At 63.5% G+C, this 16533-nt stretch carries 20 protein-coding genes and 1 pseudogene; 4 read left to right on the plus strand and 17 right to left on the minus strand.

Annotated elements, in window-relative coordinates:
- Positions 1-7: 7 nt before the first annotated feature.
- A complete protein-coding gene (locus B9A11_RS18630; protein WP_058249210.1) occupies positions 8-589 on the minus strand; it encodes a hypothetical protein in 582 nt (193 codons plus the stop codon).
- Positions 590-847: 258 nt separating this feature from the next.
- Between B9A11_RS18630 and B9A11_RS18635 the strand changes: the two genes are divergently transcribed.
- Positions 848-1621, plus strand: coding sequence for a cyclase family protein (locus tag B9A11_RS18635; protein ID WP_058249209.1), 774 nt, complete (start codon positions 848-850; stop codon positions 1619-1621).
- Positions 1622-1624: 3 nt separating this feature from the next.
- On the plus strand, positions 1625-3469 hold the full coding sequence (locus tag B9A11_RS18640) for a TRAP transporter large permease (RefSeq protein WP_058249208.1): 1845 nt from the start codon (positions 1625-1627) through the stop codon (positions 3467-3469).
- A 75-nt stretch (positions 3470-3544) separates the two neighbouring features.
- Here B9A11_RS18640 and B9A11_RS22335 read toward each other — a convergent pair whose 3' ends face one another.
- From B9A11_RS22335 to B9A11_RS18655, 6 genes and pseudogenes are all read right to left on the minus strand, one after another.
- Positions 3545-3727, minus strand: a complete 183-nt coding sequence (locus B9A11_RS22335; protein ID WP_058249207.1) for a hypothetical protein — start codon at positions 3725-3727, stop codon at positions 3545-3547.
- Positions 3728-3860: 133 nt separating this feature from the next.
- Positions 3861-4292 (minus strand): annotated as a pseudogene (locus tag B9A11_RS22635) (flavin-dependent monooxygenase); the annotation flags it as partial.
- Complete coding sequence (locus tag B9A11_RS21955; protein ID WP_058249206.1) at positions 4262-4768, minus strand: FAD-dependent monooxygenase; 507 nt, start codon at positions 4766-4768, stop codon at positions 4262-4264. The gene B9A11_RS21955 and the pseudogene B9A11_RS22635, both read right to left, overlap by 31 nt.
- Positions 4765-4896, minus strand: coding sequence for a hypothetical protein (locus tag B9A11_RS22540; protein ID WP_268811263.1), 132 nt, complete (start codon positions 4894-4896; stop codon positions 4765-4767). The genes B9A11_RS21955 and B9A11_RS22540 overlap by 4 nt, the downstream gene beginning before the upstream one ends.
- A gap of 42 nt (positions 4897-4938) precedes the next feature.
- A complete protein-coding gene (gene dctP, locus B9A11_RS18650) occupies positions 4939-5583 on the minus strand; it encodes a TRAP transporter substrate-binding protein DctP (protein ID WP_058249205.1) in 645 nt (214 codons plus the stop codon).
- The gene (locus tag B9A11_RS18655) at positions 5535-5774 is read right to left on the minus strand and encodes a hypothetical protein (RefSeq protein ID WP_058249204.1); all 240 of its coding nucleotides are present in this window, start codon (positions 5772-5774) and stop codon (positions 5535-5537) included. Before B9A11_RS18655 ends, dctP begins: the two co-directional genes overlap by 49 nt.
- Before the next feature lie 249 nt (positions 5775-6023).
- Here B9A11_RS18655 and B9A11_RS18660 point away from each other — a divergent pair, with 249 nt between their 5' ends.
- The gene (locus B9A11_RS18660) at positions 6024-6989 is read left to right on the plus strand and encodes a class 1 fructose-bisphosphatase (RefSeq protein WP_058249203.1); all 966 of its coding nucleotides are present in this window, start codon (positions 6024-6026) and stop codon (positions 6987-6989) included.
- A 38-nt stretch (positions 6990-7027) separates the two neighbouring features.
- Here the strand turns inward: B9A11_RS18660 and B9A11_RS18665 are convergent, their stop codons facing one another.
- A complete protein-coding gene (locus B9A11_RS18665) occupies positions 7028-7639 on the minus strand; it encodes a glutathione S-transferase family protein (RefSeq protein WP_058249202.1) in 612 nt (203 codons plus the stop codon).
- Between the two features lie 150 nt (positions 7640-7789).
- On the opposite strand from B9A11_RS18665, the gene B9A11_RS18670 reads away from it, so the two are divergent.
- On the plus strand, positions 7790-8134 hold the full coding sequence (locus tag B9A11_RS18670; protein WP_058249201.1) for a DUF2322 family protein: 345 nt from the start codon (positions 7790-7792) through the stop codon (positions 8132-8134).
- Between the two features lie 75 nt (positions 8135-8209).
- Here the strand turns inward: B9A11_RS18670 and B9A11_RS18675 are convergent, their stop codons facing one another.
- From B9A11_RS18675 to folD, 9 genes are all read right to left on the minus strand, one after another.
- Positions 8210-9250: a heme-dependent oxidative N-demethylase family protein gene (locus tag B9A11_RS18675; protein WP_058249200.1), complete on the minus strand. Its 1041-nt coding sequence runs from the start codon at positions 9248-9250 to the stop codon at positions 8210-8212.
- Between the two features lie 11 nt (positions 9251-9261).
- A complete protein-coding gene (locus B9A11_RS18680; RefSeq protein ID WP_058249199.1) occupies positions 9262-10209 on the minus strand; it encodes a PDR/VanB family oxidoreductase in 948 nt (315 codons plus the stop codon).
- Positions 10206-10808, minus strand: a complete 603-nt coding sequence (locus B9A11_RS18685; RefSeq protein WP_058249198.1) for a dimethylamine monooxygenase subunit DmmA family protein — start codon at positions 10806-10808, stop codon at positions 10206-10208. Before B9A11_RS18685 ends, B9A11_RS18680 begins: the two co-directional genes overlap by 4 nt.
- Before the next feature lie 84 nt (positions 10809-10892).
- Positions 10893-12026 (minus strand): aminomethyltransferase family protein, encoded by a 1134-nt coding sequence (locus tag B9A11_RS18690; RefSeq protein WP_058249197.1) that lies wholly within the window; start codon positions 12024-12026, stop codon positions 10893-10895.
- A 90-nt stretch (positions 12027-12116) separates the two neighbouring features.
- Complete coding sequence (locus B9A11_RS21480; RefSeq protein WP_159452524.1) at positions 12117-12290, minus strand: hypothetical protein; 174 nt, start codon at positions 12288-12290, stop codon at positions 12117-12119.
- Positions 12291-12318: 28 nt separating this feature from the next.
- Positions 12319-13698: an ammonium transporter gene (locus B9A11_RS18695; protein ID WP_058249196.1), complete on the minus strand. Its 1380-nt coding sequence runs from the start codon at positions 13696-13698 to the stop codon at positions 12319-12321.
- Positions 13699-14062: 364 nt separating this feature from the next.
- Positions 14063-14776, minus strand: a complete 714-nt coding sequence (locus tag B9A11_RS18700; protein ID WP_058249195.1) for a FadR/GntR family transcriptional regulator — start codon at positions 14774-14776, stop codon at positions 14063-14065.
- Positions 14777-14865: 89 nt separating this feature from the next.
- Complete coding sequence (gene purU, locus B9A11_RS18705; RefSeq protein WP_058249194.1) at positions 14866-15750, minus strand: formyltetrahydrofolate deformylase; 885 nt, start codon at positions 15748-15750, stop codon at positions 14866-14868.
- A gap of 76 nt (positions 15751-15826) precedes the next feature.
- Positions 15827-16533 (minus strand): bifunctional methylenetetrahydrofolate dehydrogenase/methenyltetrahydrofolate cyclohydrolase FolD (gene folD, locus B9A11_RS18710; protein ID WP_084662827.1); only part of this gene is annotated, 707 nt, incomplete at its 5' end.

The following is a 16533-nucleotide window of genomic DNA, read 5'->3' on the forward strand; positions in this document are numbered from 1 at the left end:
TTTCCCCCTAGGTGTATTCCGCGCGGGTGGCGATGCCCCAGGTGTTCGACAACTTGTGCAGCAGGTCGCCGCGCACGCCCCAACCGGCGCTCTCGACGGTGCCCGCACCCACGATATCAAAGGCGCTTTTGTTGTAGGTGACGCCAAAGCTCAGCATGGTGCCGGGGTTGGTAAAGGTGATGTACTGCGCATCCAGACGGGCAATCGAGCCGTTCAGCTCGACCTGCTCTTCGGCGCCATTGGCGCGGTTCAGTTGCAGGCCAAAGCGCAGGAACGACTTGCCATCGCCCAGCATCTTGAGGCCGTTCAGCGGCGGGATGACATTGCTGGCGTCGTCCTTGTAGCCGGTCTGCGGCGCAAAGGGCGATCCGGCCGCGCCAATGGTCGTGCGGCCCTGCCCGATGCGGAACTGCGCGGTGCCGAAGGCGTCGTCGCTGTAAAAGCTGGTGAGCAGCCCGGCCTTGCCGACGGTCATCATCCCCAAGATGCCCGGCGGCGGGCCCATGGTGCCGGGGGGCGGGCCGTCTTGTGCCAGCGCGGGGCTGGCGGCGGTTGCTGCAATTGCAGCCGCCCAAGTCATGCGTTTCATCACTGTCCTCCTCTTGATCCTTCTCCGGCGCGCCGGGTCTCCTCAGCCCGTTGGTCACGCAGGTGTCGGGCAAACCTACAGGCGCGCCGCCGGTGGACAGAAAGCCTTTCGCCTCATGCCAAACATTCATCCGGTGAATACCTTTGCCCGCAAGAAGCATTGACGCGGTGAAGGCCACCCATTGCTGGCATTCATTAGACCGAAGCCTGTGGCCCCAGTAGCCTGCCGCCAACGCCTTTGTCTGGGAGGAGATTTCGCGTGAGCCGTAAACTGATCGACCTGTCCGTGGTCCTGACCGACCGTATCGCCAGCGACCCGCCGGGGCTTGGGCCCAAGCTGACCTATGCCGATCACGACGCGGGCGCGCAGGACTTTGAGCGCATTTTCGGGATGCCCGTGGACAAGCAGCTGGAGCAAAAGGGCGCAGCCATCGAAAAGCTGGACATCACCACCCACAACGGCACGCATATGGATGCGCCGTGGCACTATCACCCGACCATGCAGAACGGCAAACCGGCGATGACCATCGACGAGGTGCCCTTGGACTGGTGCATGGGGCCGGGGGTCAAGCTGGATTTCCGGGGCAAGCCCGACGGCCATGTCATCACCGCCGCCGAGGTCGAGGCCGAACTTGCCCGCATCGGCCATGATCTACAGCCCGGAGATATTGTCCTCGTGAATACCCGCGCCGGGTCGCGCTATGGCCATGACGATTACGTCGCGGCGGGCTGCGGCATGGGGCGCGAGGCGACCTTGTGGCTGACCGAACGCGGGATGCGCATCTGCGGCACCGATGCCTGGAGCTGGGACGCGCCGCTCGCCAGCCAGATGGCCCGCATCGTTGAGACCGGCGATTACAGCCTGTTCTGGGAAGGCCACAAGGCCGGGGCCGAGACGCTCTATTGCCACATGGAAAAGCTGGCGAACCTTGATCAACTGCCCGGCACGGGGTTCGAGGTCATAGCCTTTCCGGTCAAGGTCGAAAAGGGCTCTGCCGGCTGGTGCCGCCCGGTCGCGATCGTGAACGGCTGAGCCATGACACAGGGAGGATCTGAACGGATCAGCGCGGGGCTTTCCGCGCTGGCGGTGCTGGGGATGCTTGGCGGCGCGCTGGTGATCGTGGCCGATGTGGGGATGCGCTGGCTTGGCGGCAGCGCGGTTGTGGCCTTGAACGAAGTCATGGCGCATGTGTTCGCCATGGCCGTGGCGCTGACCCTGCCCGCAGGCGCGGTGGGGCGCGTGAACCTCAAGGTCGACCTGCTGGCGCGGCACTTCGGGCCGGGGGTGGCGCGCGGCTTGGCCGTGGCGGGCTCGGCGCTGCTGGCGGTGAAATACCACGGACAGGGGCGCGAGACGCTGATCCTGCGCTGGCCTTTGGCGCCGTCCTACTATGTCGAGGCTGTGGCGCATGGCGCGGCGGCGCTGGCGCAGACTCGCAATGCGTGGATCGACCTGCGCCGCACGGCGGACAGCGGCACACGCACCACGCCGCTTGGCTTTGCGGTTCTGGCGGGTTTTGCCGGGGTGCTGGGGGCCGCGCTGCTCTGGGCGCTGGTCGATCTGCAAGGGCTGTCGGGCCTTGCCCAGTCCAAACCCGGCCTCTTTGTCCTCATGGCCTTTGGCCTGCTGTGGCTGGCGGTCTTTGCGCAAATCCCGCTGGCTGCCGTGTCAGGCTTGATCGGCCTTGGCGGCACGGCGCTGTTCATCGGCTGGAAGTCCGCAGGCAACGTCATGGCCGGCGACGCCGCCGAGTTCCTGACGAATGCGCAGGTTGCGACTCTGCCCCTGTTCCTGATGATGGGTAGCTTTGCCGTGGCCGCAGGAATTTCGGACGACATCTACCGCCTTGCGCATGCGTTGCTGGGCCGGGTGCGCGGCGGGCTGGCCTATGCCACCGTGGCGGGTTGCGCGGGCTTTGGCGCGGTCAGCGGATCGTCCATCGCCACCGCCGCCACCTTTGGCCGCATCGCCCTGCCCCAGATGAAGGCGCGCGACTATGACCCCGCCTTTGCCAGCGGCACCGTCGCGGCGGGGGGCACCCTGGGCGCGCTGGTCCCGCCGTCGGGCGCGATCATCCTGTTTGCCCTGCTGACGGAACAGTCCATCGCCACGCTGTTTGTCGCCGCCATGGTGCCTGCGGTGCTGGCCTTGCTGTTGTATTTCGCCACCATCTTTGTGGTGGTCCGGCGCAGCGATCTGCGCGACACGCAGGCCGAGCCGACGCCTCTTGGCCCTGCCTTGCGCGGCGCGATCCCGGTCACGGCGCTGTTCGGTACGGTGATCGGCGGGCTCTACGGCGGCATCTTCACCGCCACCGAAAGCGCCGCCGTGGGCGCTGTGGGGGCCTTTGCCTTGGCGGCCTTGCGCGGTCGGCTGAACCGCCACCACTTCCTGTCGGTCATGTCAGAGACCACCCAGACCACCGCCTTGATCTACGGGCTGATCTTTGGCGCTTTGGTGTTTTCCTTCTTCGTCAACATGGGCCAGGCCCCCGAGATGGTCACCCGCTGGATCGGCAGCTTTGACGCGCGGCCCATCGTGATCCTGGGCGCGCTGGTGGGGTTCTACCTGCTGCTGGGCGCGGTGATGGACAGCTTTGCGGTGATGGTGATCACGGTTCCGGTGGTCACGCCGCTGGTGATGAGCCTTGGCTATGACGTCTATTACTGGGGCGTGCTGATGCTGGTGGTGGTCGAGATCGGCCTGATCACCCCGCCCTTTGGCATCAACCTGTTCGTGCTCAAAAGCCTTCAGCCCGAGGTGCCGCTGGGCCAAGTGATGCGCGGCGTTCTGCCCTTTGTGCTGGCCGATGTGGTCAAGATCGCGCTGCTGCTGGCCTTTCCGGCGCTGGCGCTGTGGCTGCCGGGGACGATGCAATAGGCGCATAACGCCATAAGCCAACGAAAAAGGGCCGCCCCAGCGACAGGGCGGCCCTTGATGTTCGGAGCAGCAGGCTTAGACGTGCAGCTCTTTGAGGTTCAGCGACATCACCTCGGCGTCCTTGAGGTAGTCCTTGCTCACCAGCTTTTCCAAGGTTTTGGTGTTGTCGAACACCGTGTCGCGTAGCCAAGCAATGGGCTTTGGCGCGTGGTGGAACTGGTTGCCCAGCTTGCGGGCGAATTCCACGTGATGGGTCAATTAGGCCACGCGCTCCTCTTCGTACTTGGCAAAGCCCTGATCCACCACCGCCTTGTCCGACAGATCCCGCCCCCCCCAGCGCGCGCGCGAGGAAGTAGCCATCCTCGATCGCCATTCCCATGCCGTAGGCCGCATAGGGCGACACCGGGTGGACCGCATCGCCAAGGCCCGCCATGCGCCCCTTGGTCCAATGATCCAGCGAGGGGCGATTGTAGATCTCCCAGCGGAAACACTGGGTGTCAAAGTTGGTCCGGTCGGCGAACTGCGGCAAGGGATCGGCAAAGTGCTTGAGATGGGCGCGCAGATGCGCCTCTGGGTTGGCAGGGGCGGGCACGCCTTCGCCGGATTTCTCGACGATCCACCATTCCCACCCCGGCTTGCCCTCGTGCAGCATCGGGAAAAAGCTCGCGTGAACGTCGCGGCTGTGGGTGATGGCCCCGACAGAGCGGTCAAGCCCGCCCCAATCCTCGCACCATGCCAGCCAGACCCGCAGGCCCACGTGGAACAGCTGCGGAACGCCAAACGCTTGCTCGGTCACTTTGGACCGGATGCCATCGGCGGCCACCAGAATATCCGCCTCGACCGTCTCGCCGCCCTCAAAGGCGACGGTGTCCCATCGGCGGTTTCGGTGTAGCCGGTCACGGCGCGGCCCGGCTCGATGATGCCATCGGGCAGCAGGTCCAGCATCTTGCCAAAGGCGGTCGAGCGCAGCACGCCATAGTGCCACCCCTCGATCCCCAGCGCCTTTTTCACCGACGGGTTGAACGGCAGGCGCGCGCGGGTCTTGCCCTTGTTGGTGCGGAACTCCACCAGCGTTTTGCTGCCAAAGCTGGGGCCGACATCGACCCCATAATGGCGCAAGATCGCCAGCACCGGAGAAGACAGCAGCACCGCGCCACCCAGCGGCTTTGGCTCTGGCGCGCGTTCGAAAATTCGCACGTCATAGCCCTGCCGCAGCATTTCCAGCGCCGCGGAAACGCCACCGGGACCGGCCCCGGAAATGGCCACACGCCGACCTTTGCGCCAGTTCATGTCTGTCATTGCATGTTGCCTTCCTTTGCCTCGGCCAGCGCGGCGTCAAACATGTCGATCAGCTCGGCCCCGCCGGGCACCGCATGGCCAAACCCGGCTTTCATGCCGTCCCAATGCTGGGCCCTCAGGGCTTGCACCTTATCCTGGGGCATAATCGTTACGGAATGGCCCTCTTGCGCTCAAATCATCGCCATGGCGTCGGCTTCCCAGCCGTCGATGAATTGGCCAAAGGCGCGGCTACCGTCACAACCGGACTCGGCCATAATCGCCGAACGGGCGTCTTCGGACAGGGCGTTCCAGCGGTCCTTGGACATAAAGACAAGGCCCATGGCGCCGCCCAAGGGGGCCACCAGATGCGTGTCGGTCACCTCATGCAGGCGAAAACCCGCAACGCCGGTGAAGTTCAGGATCGTGCCATCCGCCGCGCCGCGCTGGATCGCCTCGTATTGCTCGGCAATGTTGAACGACAGCGGCGCGCCGCCGTGATCCTCGACCATGGCTGCCGCAGCGGGGCCGGTGGTGATGATCTTGCGGCCCTTGACGTCATCCATGGCGCTCAGCGCGCCGCCCTTGGTGTGCAGCGAAGACTGCGGGAATTCGACGAACAGCAGCGGCTGGATGTCCGCCAGATCATCGCCAAAGGCCCCGTCCTGATACATCGCGCACAGCGCGGCAGAGCCCTGTTCGGCGGTTTCGACCATGAACGGCAGGGTCGAAACCAGCGTGCGCGGGAAGCGCCCCGGATTAAAGATCGTCATCCCCCAGCCGATCTGGATCACGTCATCGCTGACGCGGTCGTAAAAGTTCTGGTGGTTGGCCAGCATCGGCCGTGGCGCACGTCGATCTCGACCGCGCCGCTGGCGGTGATGCGCTCGGCCCAGGGCGTCAGGAACCCGGTGTTGATCGGGTGCTGCTGCGCGTTTGTGGTGGAAAAAACCAAGGTTTCCGCGCCGGCCACGCCGCCTACACCGGCAAGCGCCGCAGCAAGCGCTACGACGGACGTCAAGTTTTTCATAATGTCCTCCCTTTGGCGGGCCGTCGTTTGCGGGCCCGACAAAGGCAGAGTAGCAATGCTGCCATGCCTCACAAAATTGAATGACACGAATTCATGTATTCATTTGAATGATGCTTTGTGGCGGTCCGCGCGCGGATCACGTGGCATCCATCCATGCGCAAAATCAGCTCTGGACGCTTGATCTCTGGCGACGGGGCAGGCACTTCTGCGCCCGGCCATGCGCTGCCCTGCCCTGAACGGAGACCCCGAATGCTGACCTTGCCCAACGACACGCTCTCCAAAGCGCCGATCCTGCCCGCCTGCCTGCCCGAAGACGGCGTGGGCCGCATCATCAATGCGCTCGCCCACGCGCTGCCCGCGATTGCGGCGCGGCTGGCGGCGGGCAAGCTGCCCGGCGATCCGGCGGCCCTGGTCGGCACCAACGACAGCGGCGATGCGCAAAAGGCGCTCGACGTAGGCGCGCATGATCACGTGGTCGCAGAGCTGCGCGGCTGCGGCGTCAAACACCTGCTCTCCGAAGAGGCCGAAGCGGTCGAGACCCTTGATCCGAACGGCAGCTATGACATTGCCATCGACCCGATCGACGGCTCTGGCTCGATCGGGATCGGCGCGCCGCTGGGGATGCTTTTCGTGATCTATCCCACGGGAGACAAAGGATTTTCCCGTCCGGGGGCCGAGGCGGTGGCGGCGGGCTATGCCTCTTTCGGGCATTCACTGGATTTCGGCTATACGCTGGGCAGCGGCATTCAGGTGTTCACCTTTGACGGGCAGGATTTCCGCGCGGCGGCGCGCGACCTGATGCTCAAAGAGACCGCCTCGACCCTGGCCTATAACGCCTCGAACGAACGCCACTGGCCGACAGGGTTGCAGGCGTGGGTGCGCGATGTGCGCCTTGGCAAGGACGGCCCACGCGGGCGCGATTTCAACATGCGTTGGCTGGCGGCGGCGGTGGGCGAGCTGCACCGGATCATCCTCAAGGGCGGCGCGTTCCTGTACCCGGCGGACCGCCGCAAAGGCTATGAAAACGGCCGTTTGCGGCTGGCGTATGAGGCTGTGCCCATTGCCTTTCTCATGGAGGCGGCGGGCGGGGCCGCAACCGATGGCACCCGCCGCATCCTTGATCTGATCCCTGCGGACCCGCATGAAAACGTCGCGCTGGTCTTTGGCGCGCGCGACGAGGTCGAGACGATCGCGGATTACCTCGCACAGGGCTGACAGGCCGGTCTCGAAAGGCCGGTCTCAAAACCCCCGGTTCAGACCGCAAAGAAGGCGTCGGGCGTTTTCATCGCCTCTAGGGCGCGCATATTGTCCAACCAGTCGGCCATGGGCTGGGTCGGGGCCACCCCCGCTTCGGCAAGCCACTGGGTATAGCCCCAGATCGCGCAATCCCCAATGCCCGGCGTATCGCCATGAAAGAACGGCGCGTCCCCCTTGAGGCGCGCAAAGTTCACGCAATCGACGGTATAGCGCGCCTCGAGCCAGCCGATGACCTCGGGCGGCAGACCCGCGCTACCGGGGCGGCGCGCCTCTTTGAGCTGCGGCAGACACATGCCGATGCGATTGGCTTCCCACATCAACAGCTCGCGCCCGCGGCGACGCCCTTCAGAGGTGTCGCCCCCCAAAACCGCGAACTGCTGCGCGATTTCCATCAGGATGGCCCCGGACTGAAAGATCGGCTGCCCGTCGATCACCAGCACCGGCACCTCGGCCAGCGGGCTGACCGCCAGAAAATCGGCGGGGCGCGTGTCGGGGGCGGCCCAGATGTCGACGCGCGTCACCTGATGGTCCAAATCCGCAAGCGCCAAGGCCAGCGCCACTTTGCACGCGTGGCCAGAGTCGGGGTGTCCGTAAAGCTGGAGAGTCATGGTACGTCCTATCTTTGTCCCGGATAGGTTGCGCCAAACGTGCCGCAGGTCAAATCTTTATCCGTGATGAAACCCATCAAGCGGCGGCTTGGCCAAGCGCCCGTAAGTTTGCTATGCGCGGGCACGCATAGACCTCAAAAGGACGGCCCGATGACCCAGCCCGCGATGATCCAACCCACCGCTTCGTTCAAGGAAAACCTACAGGCTTTGCCCCCCATCGAAGGGATTGAAAGGCTGGAGCTGGTCAATGCCGCGGGCGAGGTGGTCGACACCATTGAAAACCAGCCGGGCAAGCAGGGGTCTTTGTCGGTGTATCAATACCTTCTCGCCATCTTTGGAAGCCTCACCGCAGAGGCCGCGACCCACGGGCTGGCGGTGTTTGCCGAGCATACCGAGGATGCCCAGAACCGCCCCGGCGCGCATCCGAACATCGACCGGCTGTTCGACATCCAAGGCGGCGCTGCGCCTTTGACCCTGCGGGTCGTCAAGGGCTGACTATTGGGCCGCGCGGCCCTTGTTTGCTGAGACCACAAACTGAGGGGCGGACCACACAGCCCGCCCCTTGTCCGTTTAGTCCGGGAAGATTCCCGGCGAGGTTTCCGCCCCGTCGTCAAACTGCGCCAGATACTTGACGATCATCTCCTGATTGACGGCAAAGCCCTTGTACTCGGCCAGGTCCGGGTCAATGTCGCGCAGAACCCGATGCAGACGGCGCGCCCATTTCGGTTGGCTCGCAAGGTCCTCAAGGCTGCACAGGTAGCAGCGGATCGGAAAAGCCAGCGCGTTCGAGCGCGGCAGCCGCCAAAAGGTCTGAAGCTCGACCCGCAGGAATTGTTTCGCGCCGACGTTCTCGGGCGTGATCGTCCGCTTCTCCGGCCCCCATTTGTGGTAATTTTCGGGGCTGGTGTCGAGGCGCGGGTTGACCGTCATCGTCCAGTTGAGCCGGCGATAGCTTTGCTCTTGCGTCACGGCGAGCAGGAACTTGAGCGCCTTGTCGAACACGCCCATCTTGCGCGCCTTAGGCACCGGCGCGTGCCATTCGAAAAAGTTCATGCCCACGTCGAAATCCAGCGACCAGTCGGCTTGCGACGTGATCATCCCCGCATCTAGCCACAGGTTCCCCTCGCGTTCATGCAACAGCGCGAAATCGCCCTGCGCCTGACGGGTGATGTATTCCAGCGGCCCGCAGGGCAGCGTGGTCGCGTCGAGGAAGGTAAAGCGCTGCTCGATCCCCAAAGGCTTGTTGATCCAGTGCCAGCTGGTGCCATCGCGGCTCAGGCTGAACAGCTCGGGATAGTCGCGCGCCTTGGACACCATGATCAGCTCCAGCAGATCCCAGCCCGCCAGCTCCATATGCGGCAGCGACTGGCAGCGCATGGGATCATCGGCCAGCGTGATCGCGCGGTCGTTCATCTCGGCGACGTAGTGTTCATCCACGTCAAAGGCGAATTCGAACGGGCTGCCCGCCGGACCGCCGGGGTGCTGCTCGATATTGACCGAATAGGCGTAGCTGTCCCGGTCAAAGGGAAAGGGAAAGCGCCGGATGGCCTCGGGCGAGTTGTGAAAGGTGTAATCACCGCGAAAGGTTTCGTCGTTGAATTGCATCGTCATGGGGTCGCTCCTCAGAGGTCCAGTTCCAGCCGCGCGCCCTTAAAGCGGGACATGCAGGGCATGATGGTTTTCTGCTCGGCGCGCTCGTCCTCGCTGAGCCAGTGATCGTTGTGCTCGATGCGCCCGTCGCAGGCGGTGACATGGGTTTGGCAGCGCCCGCAAGCGCCGCCCCGACAGGAATAGTCGATCTCGACCTTGGCGGCTTCGAGCGCTTCGAGCAGGCTTTGATCGGCCTTGACCGTGATGGTCTGGCCGGAGGATCGCACCACCACCTCAAAGGGCTCGCCCGGCGGCGGCGCGATGAAGGCTTCGGAATGCACGGCGGTCTTGGGCCAGCCCAGCCGCGCCGCCTGATCGGCAACGGCCTTGATCAGCCCGTCGGGGCCGCAGGTGTAGACATGCGTCCCAAGCGGCTGGCCATCGAGGATCGCGCCAAGGTCCATGCGCGCGCCCTCTTCAGAGATATGCACGTGAATATGCGCGGCCTCGGGCAACAGTTTCAGCCCTGCCGCCTCGGCGCGCGAGCGGGCGGCGTAATGCAGCTCAAAGGGCTTTTGCTCCATGTCCAGTTGCCGCAGTTGCGACAGGAAAGGCGTGATGCCGATGCCGCCCGCGATCAGGATATGTTTGCGCGCCCGCAGGTCCAGCTGGAACAGGTTCGCCGGGGCCGAGATGGTGATCTCGTCACCGACCTGCACGCGCGTGTGCATGTAGCGCGACCCGCCGCGCCCCATGTCTTCGCGCCGGACGGCGATCTCGTAGGCGGAGCCGTCATAGGGGTCGGAAATCAGCGAGTAGGAATTGCGCCGGATGGTCTCGCCCTCGGGCATTTCCACGGTGATATGCGCGCCCCCGGAAAACACCGGCAGCGCCGCGCCCTTGGGGTCCTCAAACCGAAAGCGTTTGACCAGCGGCGACAGCGCCTCAACCTCGGTCACTTTGACGACAAGCTTTTTCATGCGCGGATCTCCACAGTTTCGGGGATGTCGCCGGGGGTTTCGGCATCGACGCAAACGCCTTGGAACACCCCCAGCCTGCGCGAGAAGTGATCGCGCACAAACAGAGTCAGCCCGCAGTGCGAACAGGTGAAGGGATCGGTCAGCACATCCTCGGTGATGCCTTTGCAATGCACGCATTTCATCCGCCGTCCGATGGGGCCGCGATGCTCTGACTGGATCGCGTCCAGCGGCAGCCCGGCGGCGGTGGCGCGGGCGGTGGCGAAACCGATCAGCCCCTCGGACCCGGCAAGATACAGCTGTGTGCCCATGCGCGCATCCAGCAGCAGGCTGTCAAACAGGGGCGCGGCGGCCTCCAGATCCGGCGCGCTGTGCAACGCCTTGGGGGTCAGGTTTCCCAGCCGGGTGGCGGTGGTCTCTGCGCCGCCGATCAGCAAAACATGCGCGCGGTCCATCACCGACGCGTCAGAGGTCGCAAGGTCGATCAGCGCCGCAGCGCCTGCGTCATCGGCAACCATGATCCCCGGCACGGCGCCTTGCGACACCAGTCCCGGATAGGTCGGGCGCGAGTCGATTGAGGGAGAGAATACTGTCTTGGGCATGGCGTTCCCTGGAATGTCTTGGTGGGGCTTGAGAGGCGGCAGGGATCACCCCCGCCGCCGTATGTCTTGGCAAATCTTGACGATTTAGCCCTTTGCCGTGCGCCGCTTTTTGTCGACGTCATAGAAGGGCATGGAATGGGCCACCGCCGCGACGGGCGCGCCGTCGATCTCGACGGTGAATTCGGTGCCATCCACGGCGCAATCGACGGGCATCCGCGCGATGCCGACGTTATGGCCGTTCAGCTCGGAATACATGCCGATGGTGACCACGCCGACCGGTTTGCCATCTTTCAGCAGCGGCGCGCCTTCGGGCGCGGGCGTGGTGCCCTCCAGCTTGACGCCGTAAATCTTGAAGCGCTCCTTGCCTTGCAGGCGATAGTGCTCTTCGGCACCGCGAAAGCCCGTCTTGCCCGGCGAGACGGTGAACTCGAGACCCAGTTCCCACAGGGTGTCGCCCGGCCCCTGATCCTCGAACGGATACATCTCGGAGTTGTCGTAAGGGAAGAACAGCAGATAGCTTTCGGCGCGCAACCAATCGAGCGTGGTAAAGCGCGTGGGGATAATGCCCATCTCCGCGCCCTGCCCCACGATGGTGTCCCAGATTTCCGGCGCATCAGAGCGGCGGCAGAAAATCTCGTAGCCGCGCTCGCCGGTGTAGCCGGTGCGCGAGATCATCACGGGCTTGCCGAACAGCGTCGTCTGGATGTGGCTGAAATAGACCACATCGCGGATGCCCGGCACGTGCTTTTCCAGGAAATCCACTGCCACCGGCCCTTGCAGCGAAATGTCGTGCAGATCGTCATCGAACAGCAACGCCACGTTGCGGCCTGCGGCGTACATGGTCAGCTGCTCGTGCCCCGCGCCAGAGCCGTGCACCACCATAAAGCTGTGCGGCCCCATGCGGTAGATCACGCAGTCATCGACGAATTTGCCCTGATCGTTGAGCATGGTGGCATAGGTCGACCGCCCCGGTTTGAGCTTTTCGACGTTGCGGGTGGTGGCCTTGTCGATCACGTATTGGGCGTGCGGCCCGATGATCTGTACCTTTTTCAGGCCAGACACATCCATCACGCCCGCCTTGGTGCGGATGGCTTCGTATTCGGCCTTTTGATCCTTGTCGTAGGTCCATGCGGTGCCCATGCCGCTCCAGTCCTCTAGATTGGAACCCATGGCGCGGTGCCGGTCCGCCAATGCGGAAATCCTCCACGATGCGATCATCTTTATGTCCTTCCTGTCGTGCGCGTCTTGTCTTGAGTGGTGTTTTGTGGGGGCTCCGGGGCCAGCGAGGCAGCCCCGGAGCGAGAGACCTTATTTGCTACGGGTCGCCTTGTAGGCGTGTTCCTCGTGCCGCCAGCCAAAGAGGATGGCGACAACGATCAGCGCGAGGCAGGCGAAGAGCCACAGGGCTTCGACCGAACCGTAGCCGGCGTAAAAGGCACCGGTGATCCCGTCCCAGGTCGTGCTGTCAAAGGGGGCTTCCATGTGAATATCCTTTCGTGAATTGAGGGGGTTACTCAGCCGGACTGACAGAGGCGTGCAGCCCTTCGGGGTAGGCGTTGGCTGGCACTTTGACCGCGTCGAGACCGAGGATTTCCGCCTCTTCCGGCACGCGCAGCTGGCCCGTGACCTTGAGGACAAAGGACACCACGTAGCCGGGGACAAAGCCGAGCAGCGCCATGACAACCGCGCCCACAAGCTGGCCGGTGAAGGAGGTGGTGATCACGTCTTCGCCGAACAGCGCCGGGTAGCCCTGCGCCGCGATGCCCACGGCCAGCAGACCCCACATCCCGAGAAAGCCATGCACCGCAAAGGCCCCCACAGCGTCGTCGATGCCGCGCTTTTCAATGAAGGTGGCGACAAACGGCATGGCGGACGCGCCGATAAAGCCGATCATGAAGGCCATCGGCGGATACCACAGGTCCAGACCCGCCGCGCAGGAGATGATCCCGCCAAGCGCACCGGACATCATCCAGAACGGATCGCGCGTCACCATCCAAGCGCCGATGATGCCACCGGCAAAGCCCATGAGGGTGTTGAACGTCATGCCGGAAATGGTCATCGGCGTGCCGTAGATCGTGCCTTCGATGGTGCCGCTCCAGGACCAGGCCTCGCCGGGGACGATGACGCAGCCCATGAGGAAGCCCCAGAAGCCCGCGATGATCAGCATCAAGCCGATCAGCGTCATCGGCATGGAGTGGCCCGCGATATGGTTGGCAGAGCCGTCGGCGTTGAACTTGCCGATGCGCGGCCCGAGGTTGATCAGCACGCCAAGGGTAAAGAAGCCCGCGATCATGTGCACGACACCCGCCGCGCCGAAGTCATGATAGCCGAACTGCGTGACCAGCCAGCCGTCCGCGTGCCAGCCCCAAGCGCCCGCCAAAATCCAGACAAACGCGCCGAGGATGATGGCCAGAACGACGAAGCCGGTCAGCTTGATGCGTTCGATCACACCACCCGACATGATGGAGGCGGTGGTGGCCGCGAACAGCACAAACGCCCCCCAGAACACGCCCGAAGAGCGGTCGTCGAGGTTCGGCCCCATGTATTCGCTCCACGGCAGTGCGATGGAGTTGGCATAGGCGATGCCCGAAATGCCCATCGCCCCCTCGGACAGGGTCAGCCCCGTCGGGAAGGCCCAGTAGATCCACCAGCCGACAAAGTAGAAGAAGGGCACGATCATCGCGAAGGCGAGGATGTTCTTGATGCCCGACGCCAGCGCGTTCTTGGACCGCGATGCGCCCATCTCGTAGGCCAGAAAGCCCACGTGGATCAGCACCATGAGCGGGATGGTGAGGTAATAAAAGGTTTCCGCAAATGTCCCGTTTATCGCCGAGACACTCGCCTGTAGCTCCGCAACCGCGGCAGCCAAGGAAGTGAGATCCTGTTCCAAGTCGTTCTCCCTGTTCTGAGCAAGACTTCCAAACAAGCGACCGGCTGCGTGGCTTTCTGGTTTATACCAATTGTGCAAACTGGATCACTTGATGCGAACAGAGCACCTCAAACTCTCACCTTTGGTCAAACTTTTTTCCTCTCAAGAATATTTTGTAGGGTGTGGAATTGCCCTGTCCGGGTCAAAAGGTGCAAAAATGCCTAGTAATTAGTCGCAAATATTGCGCAAATCGCCTTGAAATACGGGGTCGGGAATCCATTGCCGAAGATCAAAGGACGTAAGGTTTGGCAGATTCGCGGTCAAAACCGCGTCACGCGCCACCAAGGAATGCGCGCGGTGGGCGGTTCTAAATTGGTTGGTCCAATCAGTCTTCCTGAAGCAGGATGCGCTGATCCTCGATCAACGAGAGTTTCATGAACTCGCTCGCCTCTTCGATGTCGCGCGCGGCGATGGCGTTGAACAGGCCGTTATAACCGCGCTGATAGGTGGCCAGCCGTGCCGGGGTCATGTGCCGCCGGTACATCGCCGCGCGGAATTCCTGACGGCGGGCATCCAGCACCAGATTGTAGCAGGCAATCAGCAGCGGATTGCCCGTACCTTCGGCGATCAGACGGTGGAATTCCTCTTCGAGGCGCATGAAAGCGGTGACATCGGCCTGCACGCCTTCCATCTTGGACAGAACCACCGAAAGCGCCTCGATCTGGCGGGGGGACATGTTGACGATGGCAAGCCGGATCATCTCCGGCTCCATGATGCCGCGCACCGCTTGCAGTTGCAGCGGGCCGACATCTGCGGCGACGGGCGAGGTCGAGCCGCTCTCGCCTTCGGGGTCATAGGTCACGAAAGAGCCGGACCCGGCCCGACGGCGGATCATGCCGCGCGCCTCAAGTTGGTCCAGCGCCTCGCGCACCGTGTTGCGCGCGACGCCAAGATCCTGCGCCAGCTGCCGTTCGGAGGGCAGCCGTTCCTCGCAGGCGTATTGCTGCGTGACGATCCGGGTCGACAGGGTATCAAAGACGTAGCGGATAGTCGCACCGGGCAGCGCGGTGCCGCTGGGAGATGTGGAACGGTTGGGCAAGGGAATGTCCTGAGCGGTTTGAACCAACTAGACCAATTCCTGCGCTCAGGTCCAGAGCCCAGGCGCATTCCCTTTGCCTCCCTTGCGGCTTAGCCCATCCGTTCAGAGCTGTAAGAGCCCGGCGAGGCCTGCACCACCACCGTCTTGTTGCCATTGAGGAAAACGCGGTGATGCGCGTGGGCATGGATGGCCCGCGCCAGAACCTGGCTTTCCACATCCCGGCCCAGCGACACGAAATCTTCGGGGCTTTGGGCATGGGTCACCCGCACCACGTCCTGTTCGATGATCGGCCCTTCGTCGAGGTCGGCAGTCACGTAGTGCGACGTCGCCCCGATCAGCTTTACCCCGCGGGCAAAGGCCTGCTTGTAGGGGTTGGCGCCCTTGAACGACGGCAAGAAGGAGTGGTGGATATTGATGATCCGCCCCGACATTTTCTGGCACATCTCATCCGACAGGATCTGCATGTAGCGCGCGAGCACGATCAGGTCCGCCTCGGCGCCCTCGACGACCTTCATGATGGCGGCCTCGGCCTCGGGCTTGTTTTCCTTGGTCACACGGATGCAGTGGAACGGGATGTCGTTGTTCACCACAACCTTTTGATAATCCATGTGGTTCGAGATGACGGCGACGATCTCGACGGGCAGCGCGCCGATCTTGACCCGGTACAGCAGGTCATTGAGACAGTGCCCAAAGCGGGACACCATGATGACGACCTTCATTTTGACCGCTTCGTCGTGGAAGGCCCACTCCATCCCGAAATTTTCGGCGATGGGCGTGAATTCGGCGGTCAACGCATCCAGATCCGCGCCCTCTTGCGATTCAAAGCTGACGCGCATGAAAAAGTTGCCGGTTTCCAGATCGTCGAATTGGGAACTGTCGGTGATGTTGCAGCCCTTTTCGCTGAGAAAACCGGCCACGGCCGCGACAATTCCGCGCGCGGTGGGGCAAGCCACGGTGAGGCAGAATTTGCTCATGAGAAATACTCCTTTTGATGTCCACCTTTAAAGGCTTCCATATGGTGCTGTTAGAGGGGTCAGAGGGGGTGCGGCCTTACGCCGTCAGCCCCTCGGGCTCGGCCAGGCCGTTGGCGCGGCAGCAAGCCGTCACGGTGTTCGCCAACAGACAAGCGATGGTCATCGGGCCGACGCCGCCCGGAACCGGGGTGATCGCGCCCGCGCGCTCGGCGCAGCTGTCAAAGTGGCAATCGCCCACGAGGCGGGTTTTGCCTTCGCCTTTTTCCGGCGCGTCGATGCGGTTGATGCCCACGTCGATGACCGTCGCGCCTTCTTTGATCCAGTCACCGGGGACCATCTCGGGGCGGCCCACAGCGGCGACAACGATGTCCGCGCGGCGCACAACCTCAGCCAAATCCTTGGTCCGAGAATGCGCGATGGTCACGGTGCAGCTGTCGCCCAGCAGCAGTTGCGCCATCGGTTTACCCACGATGTTCGAGCGGCCAATGACCACCGCGTCCATGCCGGAGAGCGACCCATGGTGGTCGCGCAGCATCATCAGGCAGCCCAGCGGCGTGCAAGGCACCATCGATTTTTGCCCGGTGCCGAGCAGGCCGACGTTGGAGATGTGGAACCCGTCCACGTCCTTGGCCGGATCAATCGAGTTGATCACGAGGTCTTCGTTCAGGTGCTTGGGCAGGGGCAGCTGCACCAGGATGCCGTGCACCGCCGGGTCATTGTTCAGCTGGTCGATCAGCGCCAGCAGGTCCGCCTCGGAGGTGTCCGCGTCCAGCTTGTGCTCGT

The organism is Tropicibacter naphthalenivorans, from assembly GCF_900176475.1.
Classification (GTDB): domain Bacteria; phylum Pseudomonadota; class Alphaproteobacteria; order Rhodobacterales; family Rhodobacteraceae; genus Tropicibacter; species Tropicibacter naphthalenivorans.